This is a genomic window from Micromonospora sp. CA-244673, assembly GCF_050948395.1.
GTDB lineage: Bacteria > Actinomycetota > Actinomycetes > Mycobacteriales > Micromonosporaceae > Micromonospora.
In genome coordinates, this window is the sequence record NZ_CP192019.1 from 278,417 (window position 1) to 294,259 (window position 15,843).

At 75.0% G+C, this 15,843-nt stretch carries 18 protein-coding genes; 13 read left to right on the top strand and 5 right to left on the bottom strand.

Translation table 11 applies throughout. The features are described 5' to 3' along the window. Nucleotides 1-46: 46 nt before the first annotated feature. Both mscL and ACQP12_RS01430 read right to left on the bottom strand, forming a co-directional pair. Nucleotides 47-517, bottom strand: a complete 471-nt coding sequence (gene mscL, locus ACQP12_RS01425) for a large conductance mechanosensitive channel protein MscL (RefSeq protein WP_357949698.1) — start codon at nucleotides 515-517, stop codon at nucleotides 47-49. 39 nt (nucleotides 518-556) lie between these two features. Continuing rightward, nucleotides 557-1,240 (bottom strand): FadR/GntR family transcriptional regulator, encoded by a 684-nt coding sequence (locus ACQP12_RS01430; RefSeq protein ID WP_433284425.1) that lies wholly within the window; start codon nucleotides 1,238-1,240, stop codon nucleotides 557-559. A 49-nt stretch (nucleotides 1,241-1,289) separates the two neighbouring features. On the opposite strand from ACQP12_RS01430, the gene ACQP12_RS01435 reads away from it, so the two are divergent. Further along, a complete protein-coding gene (locus tag ACQP12_RS01435) occupies nucleotides 1,290-2,582 on the top strand; it encodes an MFS transporter (protein ID WP_433284427.1) in 1,293 nt (430 codons plus the stop codon). Between the two features lie 10 nt (nucleotides 2,583-2,592). On the opposite strand, the gene ACQP12_RS01440 is transcribed toward ACQP12_RS01435, so the two are convergent. Beyond that, entirely contained in the window at nucleotides 2,593-2,949 is a 357-nt protein-coding gene (locus tag ACQP12_RS01440; RefSeq protein ID WP_433284429.1) for an STAS domain-containing protein, read from the bottom strand. Nucleotides 2,950-3,110: 161 nt separating this feature from the next. On the opposite strand from ACQP12_RS01440, the gene ACQP12_RS01445 reads away from it, so the two are divergent. From ACQP12_RS01445 to ACQP12_RS01470, 6 genes are read left to right on the top strand one after another with little or no spacing between them, the layout of a single operon-like run. Beyond that, the gene (locus ACQP12_RS01445; RefSeq protein WP_433284431.1) at nucleotides 3,111-3,971 is read left to right on the top strand and encodes an STAS domain-containing protein; all 861 of its coding nucleotides are present in this window, start codon (nucleotides 3,111-3,113) and stop codon (nucleotides 3,969-3,971) included. Then, complete coding sequence (locus ACQP12_RS01450) at nucleotides 3,971-4,378, top strand: STAS domain-containing protein (RefSeq protein WP_357949690.1); 408 nt, start codon at nucleotides 3,971-3,973, stop codon at nucleotides 4,376-4,378. The genes ACQP12_RS01445 and ACQP12_RS01450 overlap by 1 nt, the downstream gene beginning before the upstream one ends. Beyond that, a complete protein-coding gene (locus ACQP12_RS01455; protein ID WP_357949687.1) occupies nucleotides 4,375-4,794 on the top strand; it encodes an ATP-binding protein in 420 nt (139 codons plus the stop codon). Before ACQP12_RS01450 ends, ACQP12_RS01455 begins: the two co-directional genes overlap by 4 nt. After that, nucleotides 4,791-5,804 (top strand): SpoIIE family protein phosphatase, encoded by a 1,014-nt coding sequence (locus tag ACQP12_RS01460; RefSeq protein ID WP_433289071.1) that lies wholly within the window; start codon nucleotides 4,791-4,793, stop codon nucleotides 5,802-5,804. The genes ACQP12_RS01455 and ACQP12_RS01460 overlap by 4 nt, the downstream gene beginning before the upstream one ends. Before the next feature lie 32 nt (nucleotides 5,805-5,836). Next, nucleotides 5,837-7,165: an ATP-binding protein gene (locus ACQP12_RS01465; RefSeq protein WP_433289073.1), complete on the top strand. Its 1,329-nt coding sequence runs from the start codon at nucleotides 5,837-5,839 to the stop codon at nucleotides 7,163-7,165. A 2-nt stretch (nucleotides 7,166-7,167) separates the two neighbouring features. After that, nucleotides 7,168-8,706, top strand: coding sequence for a SpoIIE family protein phosphatase (locus ACQP12_RS01470; protein WP_433284434.1), 1,539 nt, complete (start codon nucleotides 7,168-7,170; stop codon nucleotides 8,704-8,706). Nucleotides 8,707-8,716: 10 nt separating this feature from the next. Here ACQP12_RS01470 and ACQP12_RS01475 read toward each other — a convergent pair whose 3' ends face one another. Beyond that, nucleotides 8,717-9,553, bottom strand: a complete 837-nt coding sequence (locus tag ACQP12_RS01475; RefSeq protein ID WP_357949680.1) for an AraC family transcriptional regulator — start codon at nucleotides 9,551-9,553, stop codon at nucleotides 8,717-8,719. Nucleotides 9,554-9,584: 31 nt separating this feature from the next. Between ACQP12_RS01475 and ACQP12_RS01480 the strand changes: the two genes are divergently transcribed. The 6 genes from ACQP12_RS01480 to ACQP12_RS01505 all read left to right on the top strand — a co-directional run bounded on the left by ACQP12_RS01480 (nucleotide 9,585) and on the right by ACQP12_RS01505 (nucleotide 15,629). After that, nucleotides 9,585-10,151 (top strand): TIGR03086 family metal-binding protein, encoded by a 567-nt coding sequence (locus tag ACQP12_RS01480; protein WP_433284437.1) that lies wholly within the window; start codon nucleotides 9,585-9,587, stop codon nucleotides 10,149-10,151. Nucleotides 10,152-10,226: 75 nt separating this feature from the next. Then, the gene (locus ACQP12_RS01485) at nucleotides 10,227-10,763 is read left to right on the top strand and encodes a PadR family transcriptional regulator (RefSeq protein ID WP_433284439.1); all 537 of its coding nucleotides are present in this window, start codon (nucleotides 10,227-10,229) and stop codon (nucleotides 10,761-10,763) included. Continuing rightward, the gene (locus ACQP12_RS01490; RefSeq protein ID WP_433284441.1) at nucleotides 10,760-11,461 is read left to right on the top strand and encodes an ABC transporter ATP-binding protein; all 702 of its coding nucleotides are present in this window, start codon (nucleotides 10,760-10,762) and stop codon (nucleotides 11,459-11,461) included. Before ACQP12_RS01485 ends, ACQP12_RS01490 begins: the two co-directional genes overlap by 4 nt. Beyond that, nucleotides 11,458-12,981 carry an FtsX-like permease family protein gene (locus ACQP12_RS01495; protein WP_433284443.1) on the top strand — a complete coding sequence of 508 codons (1,524 nt, stop codon included), beginning with the start codon at nucleotides 11,458-11,460 and terminating at the stop codon, nucleotides 12,979-12,981. The genes ACQP12_RS01490 and ACQP12_RS01495 overlap by 4 nt, the downstream gene beginning before the upstream one ends. Nucleotides 12,982-13,089: 108 nt before the next feature. Next, nucleotides 13,090-13,509, top strand: coding sequence for a hypothetical protein (locus ACQP12_RS01500; protein WP_433284445.1), 420 nt, complete (start codon nucleotides 13,090-13,092; stop codon nucleotides 13,507-13,509). 2 nt (nucleotides 13,510-13,511) lie between these two features. Next, complete coding sequence (locus ACQP12_RS01505; RefSeq protein WP_433284447.1) at nucleotides 13,512-15,629, top strand: bifunctional polysaccharide deacetylase/glycosyltransferase family 2 protein; 2,118 nt, start codon at nucleotides 13,512-13,514, stop codon at nucleotides 15,627-15,629. A 1-nt stretch (nucleotide 15,630) separates the two neighbouring features. Here the strand turns inward: ACQP12_RS01505 and ACQP12_RS01510 are convergent, their stop codons facing one another. After that, complete coding sequence (locus tag ACQP12_RS01510; RefSeq protein ID WP_433284449.1) at nucleotides 15,631-15,795, bottom strand: hypothetical protein; 165 nt, start codon at nucleotides 15,793-15,795, stop codon at nucleotides 15,631-15,633. Between the last annotated feature and the right edge of the window lie 48 nt (nucleotides 15,796-15,843).

Sequence of the window (15,843 nt, forward strand, 5' to 3'; positions counted from 1 at the left end):
GCGTCGGCCCCCGCGGGATTCCCACGGGGGCCGATCGGCTATGGGGTCAGCGTGCGGCCGGGGGCTCCTGCCGGCGGCCGAGCACGTCGTCCAGCGCGCCGCGCTGGGCCGGCGTGCCGTGGTTGCCGGCGAGCAGCGCGTCCCGGATCTCGGTGAGCAGCTTGATCTCCTCGCTGGGGGCCTTCGGCGGCGGCTCCTCGCCGCGCCGGCGCCGCTCGGCGAGCCGGTTCATCGGGTAGACGACCAGGAAATAGAGCGCCGCCGCGGTGAGCAGGAAGGTGATCGCGGCGTTGACGAAGGCCACCCAGTCGAACGGGATGCCGCGGAACTTCGGGGTGGAGCCGCTGAGACCGTCCTCACTGCCGGTGATCAGCGCGATGAACACCCGTACCAGCGGTTCCAGGAACGACTTGGTGAGCTGGGTGACCACCCCGGTGAAGGCGGCACCGATGACGACACCGACCGCCAGGTCGACGACGTTGCCGCGCATGATGAAGTCTTTGAAGCCCTTGAGCATCCGCACTCCCGTGCTGTCCGAATTTCCGTCCGGGACAACCTATGCCCGGGAGGGAGCTTCGAGAAAAGCACCGGCCTCGATCGCCGCCCGGGCGGGGTCCCCGTCCCGGATGGCCTCGACCAGCCGGCCGTGGTCCACGTACCGCTCGGGTTCCAGGGTTTCGCCCATCGCCTGGGCGACGGTGCTGCGCAGCGCGGCGCCGACCGAGGCGTAGAGCTCGGCCAGCATGGCGTTGTGCGCGGCGGCCACCACCGCGGTGTGCAGCGCGGCGTCGGCCTCGACGAACCCACCGACCCGGCCGGAGCGCCAGGCGGCCTCCCGGGCGGCGAGCGCGCCGTCGAGCGCCGCCAGGTCCTCGGGGGTACGCCGCAGCGCGGCGAGCCGCGCCGCCTCCACCTCGAAGGCGCGCCGGACCTCGATGACCTCGGCCATCCGGTCGTCGGTGAGCCGGCGGGCCACCACCGGGGCCAGCTCGTCGGTCGACACCACGTAGGTCCCGGAGCCCTGCCGGCACTCCAGCACCCCGGCGTGCACCAGCGCCCGGACCGCCTCGCGGACCGTGTTCCGCCCGACGCCCAGCGCGGCGACGAGCTGCGGCTCGGTGGGGATCTTGGCGCCCACCGGCCACTCGCCGCCGAGGATCCGGCCCCGGAGCTGTTCGATGGTCTGGCGCACCCGGTGGCCGCGCGGCGGCACGGCGACGGAATCGACGGCGGGTGTCACCGGTTACACCTTCTGCCGAAATTCATCCCATGATTGTAGGTTCGAGGTCATGACCCCGCCACCCCCGCCCACCGGGGCCCCCGTCACCGACGCTCCCACCACCGACGTGACCCCCGGGCCGGCCCCGGCCGCCGCCCCCGCGCCGCAGGCCACCCCGGCCCGCGGCGGCCTGCTGGTCCTGGTCGGCATGCTGCTCGTGGCGGTCAACCTGCGCGCCGCGGTGACCAGCCTGGGCGCCCTGCTCGACGAGATCCGCGACGGGCTGGGCCTCTCCGGCGCGACGGCCGGCCTGGTCACCACGCTGCCCACCATCGCCTTCGCCGGGCTCGGCGCGCTCACCCCGTGGCTGGTCCGCCGCTGGCCCGCCGCCCGGGTGCTGGTGGTGGCCATGGTCGCGCTGACCGCCGGGCAGGTGCTCCGCGTGGTCACCGACTCGACGGCGGTCTTCGTGCTCACCAGCGCGCTCGCGCTGGCCGGCATCGCGGTCGCGAACATCCTGCTGCCGATGCTGGTCAAGCAGCACTTCCCGCACCGCACCGGGCTGGTCACCGGGGCGTACACGATGGCGCTGACCGTGGGCACGACGGTGGCCGCCGCCTCGGCGGTGCCGATCGCCCACGCCTTCGGCTCCTGGCGGGCCGGCCTCGGCGTGTGGGCCGCGCTGGCCGCGGTCGCCGTACTCCCGTGGGTGCCGCTGGCGCTGCGCACCCGCGCCGCGCGACGCACGGCGACCCCGGCGGGGGCCGCCGCCGGGCCGGCGCGGGTACGGCCGGCGCGCACCCGGCTCGGCTGGGCCATGGCGGTGTACTTCGGGGCGCAGTCCCTCAGCGGGTACGCGATCATGGGCTGGCTGGCCCAGCTCTTCCGGGACGCCGGCTACGCACCGGAGGCGGCCGGCCTGCTGCTCGCCGGGGTGACCGCGCTCGGCGTGCCGGTGGCGCTCATGATGCCGACCCTGGCCGGCCGGCTGCCCACGCTGCGCCCGCTGGTGCTGTCGCTGACCGCCTTCTCCACGGCCGCGTACGTCGGCCTGGCGCTCGCGCCGCACGGCCTCGCGCCGCTCTGGGTGCTGCTGCTGGCCTTCGGCCAGGGCGCGTTCCCGCTGATCCTGACCACGATCGGGCTGCGCGCCCGGACCGCCGAGGGCACCGTCGCGCTCTCCGCCTTCGCGCAGAGCACCGGCTACCTGATCGCCGCGCTCGGCCCGCTGCTGGTCGGCATCCTCTACGAGGCGACCGGGGGCTGGACCGCGCCGATCGGCTTCCTGCTGGTGGCGCTCGCCGTGCAGACGGCGGCGGGCCTGGTGATCGCCCGTCCCCGGCACATCGAGGACGAGCGCTGAGGGGAAACGGTCAGGAGGAGGCCGGCGTGGGGTCGCCCGCCACGGCCTGCTCCACCGTCGGGTAGGTGTGCAGCACCTCGACCAGGCCGCTCACCTCGAGGATGCGGAGCACGCCGCGCTGCGGGGCGGCCAGCCGGACCACGCCGCCGGCCTCGTCGCAGCTGTTCTTGGCGCGCACGAACACCGACAGCCCGGTGGAGTCGCAGAACGACACCTCGGCCAGGTCGAACACGAGGCGGTTGCGCCCCTTGTCGAGCAGGTCCGTGATCTGGTCCTGGAGCTGCGGTGCCGTCGCCATGTCCAGCTCGCCCGCGACCGACACGACGACCACGTCGCCGTGCTGTTCCGTGTGCACCGTCAAGGACATTCGCCGACCTCCTGTGTTCGGTGGAACGGTATCCCACGAAGCTGGCAGCGTGCAGAACGGGAGCCGAGAAGGGTGCCGCCGATCATTCCTTTGCTCCGCGACAACTAGTGCCGCAGACCCCGGTGATAGAGTCCGCCCGTCCAGAGTTCATGGAGGTCATCATGGCGTTGAGCGCCGAACAGAGTGGTCGGCTCGCCCGCCTGCTGACCGAGCACGCCGACCGGCTGACCGCGCGCTGGACGGAGATCGTCGCCGGCTCGCTGCGCGGCCGGCTCAGCCAGGCGGAGCTGGCGCGGCAGGCGCGCGAGCTGCACCGCAGCATCATCGACGCCGGGCAGCACGGTCTCACCGACCTGGCCGACGAGCACGGCGGCGAGCTGCGGGCCGTGCTGGCCGAGCTCTCCGCCAGCCGGGCCCGGCAGGGCTTCAGCGCCACCGAGACCGCGATCAGCGTGTTCGCGCTCAAGGACGCGCTGCTGGAGCTCATGGAGCAGGACCAGGAGGTGGGCACCCTCCGTGACTTCGTCGCCTTCTCCGCCCTGATCGACCAGATGGGGCTGTTCACCTTCGAGAGCTTCGTGCGCACCCGCGAGGGCCTGATCGCCGACCAGGCGGAGCAGCTGCTGGAGCTGTCCACGCCGGTGGTGAAGCTGTGGGAGGGCGTGGTCGCCGTCCCGCTGGTCGGCACCCTCGACTCGGCCCGCGCCCAGGTGGTGATGGAGCGGCTGCTCCAGACCCTGGTCGACACCGGCTCGCCCTACGCGATCATCGACATCACCGGCGTGCCGGCGGTGGACACCCAGGTCGCCCAGCACATCCTCAAGACCGTGGTGGCCGCCCGGCTGATGGGCGCCGACTGCATCATCTCCGGCATCCGGCCGCAGATCGCCCAGACGATCGTGGCCCTCGGCATCGAGTTCGGCGACATCGCCACCAAGGCGAGCCTGGCCGACGCGCTGCGTCACGTGCTGCGCCTGACCGGCGTCGAGACCACCGCCCGCCGCGCCCGCCGGGAGTCCTGATGGAGCGGGTGCCGATCCTCAAGATCGGCGACATCCTGCTGGTCTCCATCCAGCTCGACATGTCCGACCAGACGGCGATCCAGCTCCAGGAGGACCTCGCCGAGCGGATCGTCGCCACCGGAACGCACGGTGTGATCATCGACATCACGGCGCTGGACATCGTCGACTCCTTCGTCGGCCGGATGCTCTCCACCATCGCGTCCATCTCCAAGGTGCTGGACGCCGAGACGGTGGTGGTCGGCATGCGGCCCGCCGTCGCCATCACCCTGGTCGAGCTCGGGCTGTCGCTCAACGGCATCCGCACCGCGCTGAACGTCGAGCGAGGCATGGAGCTGATCGCGGCGAGCCGGGGCGACGAGTGGGACGAGGCGGACGACGAGGACGCCGAGACGACGGCCACGCCATGACCGCCGGCGTCGACCTGGGTGTGCCGGCGACCCAGGCGATCCGCAGTGACGAGGACGTGGTCCGGGTGCGGCAGCTGGTGCGTACCACCGCCGTCGCCGTCAAGCTCTCGCTGGTCGACCAGACCAAGCTGGTGACCGCCGCCAGCGAGCTGGCCCGCAACACGTTGATCTACGGCGGCGGGGGCAGCGCCGAGGTGACCACCGTGGAGGACGGTCGCCGGCGCGGGGTCCGCATCGTCTTCGCCGACCAGGGGCCGGGCATCCCCGACCTCGACGAGGCGTTCACCGACGGCTTCACCACCGGGGGCGGGCTGGGCCTGGGGCTCAGCGGCGCCCGCCGGCTGGTCGACGACTTCGACATCTGGACCGCCGTGGGTGAGGGCACCCGGATCACCGTCACCAAGTGGTCCCGATGATCGGCGACGTGGTCGCCGACCACGGTCTCTGGTTCCGGGTGGAGAGCGGCGCCGCGGCGAGCAGCGTGCGGCGGGCCGCCGAGCGGCTGGGCCGGCAGGTGGAACTCGGCGAGCCGCGCGTCGCCGACCTGGCCATCGTCACTGCCGAGATCACCAGCAACCTGGTGAAGCACGCCCAGGAGGGCACCCTGCTGCTCCGCCCGGTGCGCCGGGGCGGGCGGGCCGGGGTGGAGCTGGTGGCCATCGACTCGGGCCCCGGCATGGCCGACCTCGCCCTCTCCTCGGCGGACGGGCACTCCACCACCGGCACCCTCGGCATCGGCCTCGGCGCCATCGTCCGGCAGGCGAGCCGGTTCGACGGCTACTCGATGCCCGGCCGGGGCACCGTGCTGACCGTCCAGGTCTGGGACGGTCCGGCCCCCGAGCCGGACTGGGCCGGCGCGCTGGCCCGGCCGATCACCGGCGAGGAGGTCAGCGGCGACGGGTACGCGGTGCGGGTGGTCGACGGCCGGCGGCAGGTGCTGGTCTCCGACGGTCTCGGGCACGGCCCGCTGGCCGCCGCCGCCACCGGGGCCGCGCTGGCCGCGTTCCGGGCGGCGCCGGCCGGGTCGCCGGCCACCGTGGTGCAGCACCTGCACCGGGCCATGTCGCACACCCGTGGCGCCGCGCTGGCGGTGGCCGAGCCGGACCCCGTGTCGGGCTTGCTGCGGTACGCCGGGCTCGGCAACATCGCAGCCATGATCGTGGCCGCGGGCGAGCGGCGGCGGGCCCTCGTCTCGCTGCCCGGCATCGCCGGACACCAGCGCCCCTCGGTGCGGGAGTACGACTACCCGTTCCCGTCCGGCGCGACCCTGGTGATGCACAGCGACGGCGTGACGGACCGCTGGGACCTGGCCGACTACCCCGGCCTGGCCGGCCGCGCGCCGCTGCTGGTCGCCGCCACCCTGCTTCGCGACGCCGGGATCCGCCGCGACGACGCCTGCGTCCTGGTCGCCCGGGCGGAGCCGTGACCCGCCCGGGCGCCCCGGACCCGCTGCTGCAGATGGCGCTCCGGGTGGAACAGGACATCTTCCTGGTCCGGCAGCGCGGCCGGGAGGTGGCTGCCGCGGTCGGGCTGGAGCACCAGGACCAGGTACGCCTGGCCACGGCGCTCAGCGAGGTGGCCCGGGACCTGCTGCGCGCCGTCGGCGGCGCGGAGGTCACCTTCGCGGTCGTCGTCGACGCCCACACCGGCCAGCGGTCCCTCCGGGTCGACCTGGCCCCGGTCCGCCCGCTGCCCGGCGGCCGCTACGAGCCGCAGTCCGGCGCGGTGGCGCGTCTCGTGGACATGCTGGGCACGGTGACCGACGGGGGCGATACCGTCGTGAGAATGTCCCGACGAGTCCCAGCACCGGCGCCGCCGCTCACGCCGGAGCGCCTCGACCAGCTCCGGACCGAGCTGGCCAGCAGCGCTCCGGGCACCGCGCTGGACGAGTTGGCCGCGCAGAACACGCAGCTCGTCGCCGCCCTCGACGAGGTGCGCAGCCATCGCGACGAGCTTGAGGTGCTCAACTCCGAGCTCCAGGAGACCAACCGGGGCGTGATGGCGCTCTACAACCAGCTCACCGAGGAGCTGGAGGAGACCAACCGCGGCGTGGTGGCGCTCTACGCCGAGCTGGACGAGAAGTCCGCCCAACTCCGCGCCGCCAGCGAGTCGAAGAGCCGGTTCCTGGCCAACGTGAGCCACGAGCTGCGGGCCCCGGTGACCGCGATCATCGGGCTGGCCCGACTGCTCGGCGACTCCGCGTCCGACCCGCTCACCGGCGAGCAGGCCCGGCAGGTGGGGTTGATCCGGTCGTCCGCGGCCGACCTGCTCGGCCTGGTCAACGAGCTGCTCGACCTGGCCAAGGCCGAATCCGGCCGGCTCGAACCGAACTGGGCCGAGGTGGACCTGCGCGCGCTCTTCGGGCAGCTCCGCGGCACGCTGCGGGCGCTGGCGACGCGGCCGGGCGTGGAGCTCGTGGTGGAGGAGCCGCCGGCCCCGACGGCCGTCCGCTCGGACGAGGTGCTGCTCGCCCAGGTGCTGCGCAACCTGCTGCACAACGGGCTCAAGTTCACCGAGCGGGGTGAGGTGCGGCTGCGGGCGGAACGCCACGGCGACCTCTGGTCGCTGTCGGTCACCGACACCGGCGCGGGCATCCCACCGGAGCTGCACGAACGGATCTTCGAGGAGTTCTACCAGGTGCCCGGCACCACCCGGGTGGGCGGCACCGGCCTCGGCCTGCCGTACGCGCGGCGGCTGGTCACGCTGCTCGGCGGGAGGCTGGAGCTGGCCAGCGAACCGGGCCGGGGGAGCACCTTCACCGTGATCCTTCCCGTGGGCGGAGCCTGACGGTGGAGGGCGGTCCGGCGACCGTGCTGGTGGTCGACGACAGCAGTCCGAAGCGGTACCTGCTGGTGCACTGGCTGACCCGGGCGGGCTTCACCACCCTGGAGGCGCAGAACGGCGCCGAGGCGCTGGACCGGGTGCGCAAGGACCGGGTCGACCTCGTGGTGCTCGACGTCCGGCTGCCGGACATGAGCGGCTTCGAGGTCTGCGAGCTGATCAAGGAGTACCGCCCGTCGACCCCGGTCATCCACGTCTCCGCGCACGCGGTGGACGTGGTGGACCGGGCCCAGGGGCTGACCCGCGGCGCGGACGCGTACCTGGCCGAGCCGATCGAGCCGGAGGAACTGGTCGCCACCGCGCACGCGGTGCTCCGCTACTACCAGGCCCGGCAGCGGGCCGAACTGCTCGCCGAGCGGCTGGCCGCCCTGGCCGACGCCACCGTCGAGATGCACGCGGCGCCGAACTTCGTCCGGCTGCTGGAGGCGGCGGCGGCCGGCGCGGCGCGGATCTTCAAGAGCCCGGCGGCCGTCGTCGCGGAGACGTTCGACGGGGACTGCCTGGCCGGGGTGACCGTCGGGCCGGAGGCGCCACCGGTGATCGTGCCGTGGACGGTGGACGACACCGGCCAGCCGATCGGCACCCGGGTCCGGATCGACGAACCGGGCGCCTGGGACCTGACCGCCTGGCCCGACGGCGACACGGTGACCGTGGCCGCCGCCCGGCTCCGGGAGGACCGGGCCCCGCTCTACGTGGTGGTGCCGACCGCCACCCAGACCGTACGCACCCCGGTGCTCGTGCAGCTCGCCCAGGCGGTCGCCTCGGCGGTCGAGGCGCAGCGCTCCTTCGACCAGGAGCACCGCATCGCGGTGACCCTCCAGCGCAGCCTGCTGCCCCGCCGGCTGCCCGACATCGCCGGCCTCGACCTGGCCGTCCGCTACGAGCCGGCGAGCGCCCAGACCGAGGTGGGCGGTGACTTCTACGAGCTGGTGATGCTCGACGGGCACCTGCTGGTGGCGATCGGCGACGTGGCCGGGCACTCCCTGCACGCCGCCACGGTGATGGCGGAGCTGCGGCACGCGGTGCGCGCGTACGCGGTCGAGGGGCATCCGCCGGGGGTGATCCTGGATCGGGTCAACGAGCTGATGCGCACCCTCCTGCCCACCGAGCTGGCCACCATCTGCGTGCTGCTGCTCGACCCGGGCAGCGGGCTGATCCGGCTGGCCAGCGCCGGTCACCTGCCGGCCCTGATCAGCAGCGACGGGCGCACCGACTTCGTGCAGCACTCCGCGCCGCTGCTCGGGGTGCGCGCGCCCCGCCCGCCGGACCTGGAGTTCGTGCTGCCGGCCGGGGCCACCCTGGTCCTCTACACCGACGGGCTGATCGAGCGGCGCGACGCCACCATCGACGAGGGCATGGCGGCGCTCGCCGCGGTCGCCGCCCGGATCGACGACGACCTCGACCAGTTCTGCCAGCGGCTGCTGGTCGAGCTGGCGCCGCCGGAGATCCACGACGACATCGCGGTGGTCGCCGTCCGCCGCCGTTGAGCCGCCGGGGTCACCCGCCGCGCGAGGCCGCCAGCGAGCGGGCGTACGCGGCCGGCGACACCCCGGCCACCGCGGTGAACTCGCGGACCAGGTGGGCCTGGTCGGCGTACCCCAGGTCGGCGGCGACCCGCGACCAGTCCAGCGGGCCGGCGGCGGCCTGCTCGATGGCCTCCTGGAGTCGGTAGCGGCGGATCACCCACTTCGGACCGACGCCGACGTGGTCCAGGAACAGCCGCTGGAGGCGCCGGGTGGAGACCCCGTGCCGGCGGGCGAAGTCGTCGACGCGCAGGACCGCCCGGTCGGCGCGGATCTCCTCGACCAGGGCGGTGGCCTCGGCGGTGAGCGGGTCCGGCGCCGGCTGCCAGGCGGTGAGCAGGTCGTCGAGCCGGCGGCACCGCTCCTCGTCCGTGCCGGGGCAGACCGGCCCGGCGGCGAACGGTCCGGTGGGGGCCGCACCGGCCGGTGGTGGCCCGGCGGGCAGCGGGAGGCGCCGGCCGGTCAGCTCGGAGACCGGGCGGCGCCAGAAGGGGCGGAAGCCGCCCGGACGGAACTTGACGGCGGTCACCCTGCCGGTGCCGTGCAGGGTGACCGTGAACAGGCCGGTGTCCACCCCGGTGAGCTCGCCGTGCTCCGGCCCGCCGGCCTGGGCCTGGAACACCACGTTGACCGCCGGGTGCGGGACGATCCGCTGGTCGAACGGCTCGGTCAGCGTCCAGTCGACCAGCCAGTAGTGCTCGACCCACGGATGCAGCGCCGGGGCTGGCAGCAGGCGCCGGAAGCGGACCCGCCGCAGCAGCCGGCCGGGGTCGAGAATCCCCCTGCTGTCCCGCCGCGGTTCGTGTCGCATTTCTTCAAGACCGCCCTCATACGCTGGTCCTATGACCAAGAAGACTAGTGAACTGCTGGCCGTTGCCGCGCCCCGGACGGCGGCGGTGGTCCAGGGCATCTCCGACGACCAGCTCGGCCTGCCCACCCCGTGCCCCGACTACACGGTGCGCGACCTGCTCAACCACCTCTTCGACGTGGTGGTGAACTTCCAGGACCTGGCCCGCCGGCGGGAGGTCGACTGGGCGGCCAAGACCGACCACCTGACCGAGGGCTGGCGCGACCGGTTCGCGTCCGAGGCCGACCGCCTGACGCGGGCCTGGTCGGACCCGGCGGCGCTGGAGGGCGTCTCGCCCGGCATGGGGTTGCCGCAGGAGACCGTGGGCGACATGGCGCTCATCGACCTCACCGTGCACGGCTGGGACCTGGCCCGGGCGACCGGCCGGCGGCTGGAGGTCGATCCGGCCGTGCTCGCGGCGGGGCACGGCTTCATGGACCGGATGGGCGACACCGGGCAGAAGATGGGCGCCTTCGGCGAGCCCGTCCCGACGAGCGCCGAGCCCACCACGCTGGACGCCCTGCTCGGCCGGACCGGCCGCGACCCCGCCTGGACCCCCTGACCCGACCGGCCCGTGCGGCGACCCGCCGCGCGGGCCGCTCTTGACACCACTATTCACTCATTGAATAGTGTGGGCGTGTCCACTCAGCACGTACTGCTCGGGCTGCTCGCGCGCGGCCCCCGGCACGGCTACGAGCTGAAGCGCGCCCACGACGAGCGGCTGCCCCGGGCCCGGCCACTCGCCTTCGGGCAGGTCTACGCCACCCTGGCCCGGCTCCAGCGGGACGGCCTGGTGACTCCGGCCGGCCAGGACCGCGAGGGCGGGCCCGACCGCACGTCCTACGCGCTCACCGGGGAGGGCCGGGCCGCGCTCGACCGGTGGCTGGCCACCGTCGAGCCACCGATGCCGTACGTGGCGAGCACCCTCTTCGCCAAGGTGGTCGTCGCGCTCATGGTGGCTGACGTCGAGCGGGCCCGCGCCTACCTGGTCGCCCAGCGGCGGGCGCACACCGAGCGGCTGCGCGAGCTGACCGCCGTGAAGACCGCACCCGGGTCCGGCCTCGACGACGTGATCGCGGCCGACTTCGCCATCGCCCATCTCGACGCCGACCTGCGGTGGCTGCACACCACCCTCGAACGGGTCGCCGACTGGCACCGGGAGGTGCACTCGTGAGTTTCCTGGAGGCGCGCGGCGTGGTCCGGGCGTACGGGAGGACGCCGGCCCTGCGCGGGGTGACGCTCGACCTGGCCGAGGGCGAGATCCTCGCCGTCACCGGCCCGAGCGGCTGCGGCAAGTCCACCCTGCTGCACTGCCTCGCCGGCATCCTGCGCCCCGACGCCGGGCAGGTCACCTGGCGCGGGGAGCGGATCGACGAGTGGCCGGAGGCGGCCCGGTCCCGGCTGCGGCGCACCGAGTTCGGGGTGCTCTTCCAGTTCGGCCAGCTCGTCGCCGAGCTGACCGCGGCGGAGAACGTCGCCCTTCCGCTGCTTCTCGCCGGCACGGGGCGGCGAGAAGCGCGGACTGCGGCGTTCACCTGGCTGGAGCGGCTCGGCGTGGCCGAGGTCGCCGACGTCCCGCCGGGCGAGATGTCCGGCGGGCAGCAGCAGCGCTGTGCCCTGGCCCGGGCCCTGGTCACCGAGCCGCGGGTGCTCTTCGCCGACGAGCCCACCGGCGCGCTGGACACGCTCACCGGCGAGCAGGTGCTCACGCAACTCGTCCGGCTCGCCCGCGAGCAGCGCACCGCCGTCGTGCTGGTCACCCACGAGCCGCGGATCGCCGCGTACGCCGACCGCGAGGTGACCCTGCGCGACGGGGCGGTCGACCAGTCGGGCCTCGGCCTCGACGCGCCGGTGTCCGGCGGCAACCGGTGAGCCCGGGCACCCTGTTCCAGCTCGCCCGGGCCGGCACCCGGACCGACACGGCCCGGGTCGCGCTGACCGCGCTGAGCGCCGCGCTGGCCACGCTGGTCGGGCTGGCCGCGCTGACCGTGCTCGCCATTCCCACCCCGCCGGCCACCGAGGGCGACTCCGTCCGCAGGTCCCTGCAGTACACCAACGGGCTGCTGCGCGAGCCGGGCCTGCGTGGCGGCTTGGCGCTCGGCCTGCTGCTGCTCGTCGTGCCGGTGCTCGGGCTGGCCGGGCAGTGCGCCCGGCTCGGCGCGCCGGCCCGCGACCGCCGCCTGGCCGCGTTCCGGTTGGCCGGGGCGACCCCGCACCAGGTCACCCGGATCGCGGCCGCCGAGACCGGGCTGGCCGGCCTGCTCGGCACCGTCGGCGGCCTCGCCGCCTTCCTGGCCGGCCACCGGCTGCTGCACCGGCCCGGCGCCGACGGGCGGCTGCCGCTGCCCACCGACGTCCACCCGGCCCCGCCGGCCATGCTGGCCGTGGTGCTCGGCCTGCCGCTGCTCGCCGCCCTGGTCAGCGCGGTCCTGCTGCGCCGGGTCACCACCACCCCGTTCGGCGTGGTCCGTCGGGTCCGCACCCGGGCGCCCTGGCCGTGGCCCGGCCTGCTGATCCTGGTGGGCCTGGCCCTGTTCGCCGCGTTCCGGCCGGTCGGCCTCTGGTACGAGCGTCGGCACGCCGAACCGCCGCCCTGGCTGCTGCCGGCGCTGCTGATCCTCGGCGCCCTGGCCGCCATGATCGGCGTGATCGCCGGCACCGGTTGGCTCTCGCACGCCGCCGGCCGCCTGCTGCACCGCTACGGCCGTCGCCCGGCCGCGCTGCTCGCCGCGCGCCGGCTGACCGCCGACCCGTGGGCGGGCAGCCGCACCTTCGCCGCCCTGCTGGCCGCGCTGGTCTTCGGCGCGGGCGCCGCCGGCACCCGCGCCGACTTCCTGGCCACCATGGAGCTGAACCGCCGGACCGGTGCGGGGCTCGCCGGTCCGGACTCCTTCTACCTCGGCGCGATGGACCTGGTCGACCTGGGCGTCGCCGTGTCGGTGGCGATCGCCGGCGGTGGCCTGCTGGTGGCGGTCGTCGAGGGCATCGCCACGCGGCGCCGGGCGTACGCGGCGCTGGTGGCGACCGGGGTGCCCCGCGCCACCATCGGCCGCTCGCTGCTCTGGCAGTCGCTCGCTCCGGCGGTGCCCGCGATCGGTCTGGCGCTGGCCGTCGGCTACCTGCTTGTGCGGGGCATGTCCCCCGCGCCGACCGGCGGAGGCTACGCGCAGGAGGTCTGCGACGCGGGTGAGCGGCTCTGCGGGGACCCGGACACCCGGGCCCGCTACACCCGCACCGAATGGGTGCCCGAGGTGACCGTCCCCCCGCACGTACCGTGGGAGCAGCTGGCCTGGTTCGCGGCCGGCGGGCTGGCGGCGGTGCTGCTCACCGTCGGCGTCGGCCTGCTCTTCCTGCGCGCCAGCACGACGGTCGAGGAGCTGCGCACGACCTGACGTGACGCGGGCCGTGCCACCGGCGCTGTTTGCCACGGGAGGCCCGGGGGCGGTCACCCCGAGCCGGCGCACCAGCCGGCGGGAGCGCGACAGCGGGAGACCAGCACCATGCCGAACCACCCGGGCGCGGCGCCGCCGGTGTTCGTCGACCGGACCGGCCGGCGCCGCCGGCTGACCGTGATCGCCGGCGTGGCGATGGGCCTCGGCCTGCTGACCAGTCTCGGCCTGATCCTGGCCGGGCTGTTCTTCGACTCCACGGTGCCGCTGCCCGGCTGGTCCGACACGAAGCCACCGCCGATCGAGGCCGGGGTCGACGCCCCGCCCCGGGACGCGAAGCCGACCAGCCCGAACCCTCGGCCGCCGTCGGTGACCAGCACCAGCCCGTCGGCGCCCGCGCCGGCCGCCAGCCGCACCACCGCCCCCACCCGGGCCGCCACCCCGGCGCCCCGGCCGACCGCCACCGTCCCGGGGCAGGGCGACGAGCGGCGCCACAGCCCCAAGCCGAGCCGGCCGCCGGGCAAGCCCTGACCATGGCGAGACACGTCGCCCGCCCCGACCCCCGGGCCCACTGGGTGCTGCTCCTGCTGGGCCTCGTCGCACTGCTCGCGGCGCTGAGCCTCCACGGCCTGGTCAGCGCCGTCGGTGGCGGCGCCGGCCCGGACCAGGCGCCCGCCTCGCCCCCGCCGCGGGCGGTCGCCACCGGCGGGCCGGTGCTGCGGCTGGACGGCCCCACCCCGGTCAGCCGGCGGCTGCCGGCGCGCACCCTGGCGCTCACCTTCGACGACGGCCCCGACCCGCGCTGGACGCCGCGGATCCTCGACGTGCTGCGCAAGCACCACGCCCACGCCACGTTCTTCGTGGTCGGCGCCCGGGTGGACGAGCACCCCGACCTGGTCCGGCGGATCCTCGCCGAGGGGCACGAGATCGGCTCGCACACCTTCACCCACACCGACCTGACCACCGCGCCGGCCTGGCGGGCCGGGACCGAGCTCTCCTGGACCCGCAACGCGATCGCCGGCGTGACCGGCCGCGAGGTCACGCTGTTCCGGCCGCCCTTCTCGTCCACTCCGGCGGCCGTCACCGACGCGCAGTACCGGATGCTGCGGGCGGCCGCCGGCAGCGGTCACGTGGCGGTGCTCGCCGACCGGGACGCCAAGGACTGGCAGCGTCCCGGCGTGCCGGCCATCGTGCGGGCGGCCACCCCGCCCGGGGGCGCCGGCGCGGTGGTGCTGATGCACGACGGCGGCGGCGACCGCGCTCAGACCGTGGCCGCCCTGGACCAGTTGCTGCCCCGGCTGACCGCCCAGGGCTACCGGTTCACCACCGTCTCCGCCGGGATCGGCGCGCCCGACTCGATGGTGCCGGCCACCACCGGCGCCCGGCTGAGCGGCACCGCGCTGCGCTGGGCGCAGACCGGCGCAGACTGGCTGACCTCGGCCATGAACCTGCTGCTCGGGCTGGCCCTGGTGCTCGGCGTGGTCCGCCTCGCCGTCCAGGTCGTCTGCGCCCGCCGGCACGTCCGCCGGGTACGCCGGCCACGGCACCGGCGGCCCGAGGTGACCGCACCGGTGTCGGTGATCGTGCCGGCGTACAACGAGGCCGCGAACATCGCCGCAACCGTGCGGTCCCTGGTCGCCAGCGCGTACCCGGCGCTGGAGGTGATCGTGGTGGACGACGGCTCCAGCGACGGGACGGCCGACATCGTCGAACGGCTGCGGCTGCGCGGGGTACGCGTCATCAGGCAGGCCAACGCCGGCAAGCCGGCCGCGTTGAACACCGGGATCCGGGCCGCCCGCGCCGACCTGCTGGTGCTGGTCGACGGGGACACCGTCTTCCAGCCGGACACCGTCTACCGGCTGGTCCAGGGCTTCGCCGACCCGACCGTGGGGGCGATCAGCGGCAACACCAAGGTGGCCAACCGGCGCCGCCTGCTCGGCCGGTGGCAACACCTGGAGTACGTGATCGGCTTCAACCTCGACCGCCGGATGTACGACGTGCTGGAGTGCATGCCGACCATCCCCGGCGCGATCGGGGCGTTCCGCCGCCAGGTGCTGCTCGCGGTCGGCGGCGTGCCCGCCGACACGCTGGCCGAGGACACCGACCTCACCATGAAGGTGCTCCGGGCCGGCTGGCGGGTGGTGTACGAGGAGAGCGCGATCGCCTGGACCGAGGCGCCCTCGTCGCTGCGCCAGCTGTGGCGGCAGCGCTACCGCTGGTGCTACGGCACGATGCAGGCGATGTGGAAGCACCGTCACGCGCTGCGCGAGCCGGGCGCCGGCGGGAAGCTCGGAAGGCGCGGCCTGCCCTATCTGGCCGTGTTCCAGATCGTGCTGCCGCTGGCCGCGCCGGCCGTCGACGTCTTCGCCGTCTACGGGCTGCTCTTCCTGCCCTGGTCCCAGCTGGCGCTGGCCTGGCTGGGCCTGCTCCTGCTCCAGGGCGGCACCGCCGCGTACGCGCTGCGCCTGGACCGGGAGCGGTTCGGCCCACTCTGGACGCTGCCGTTCCAGCAGCTCGTCTACCGGCAGGTGATGTACCTGGTGGTGGTGCAGTCGGTGGTGACCGCGATGGTCGGCAACCGGCTGCGCTGGCAGCGCATGGTCCGCACCGGCGAGGCGGCGGCGCTCGTCGGCGGGGCGCCGGCCCGCTGAGTCAGCGCGACCCGAACAGCCCGGCCGACCAGGCGACGACCAGGCCGATCAGCGCCGAGCAGCAGCAGACCAGCAGTGCGGAGGTGACGACACCGAGGATCAGCCAGACGGGCGCGCGCCGGGCCGGCCCCGGCCCGCTGCCCGCCCGCTGGTCGTCCTCGCTCACCCGGGTGAGTCTAGGCGGCGGGCGCGGGGCGGCGGCCCGTCCCTCGGC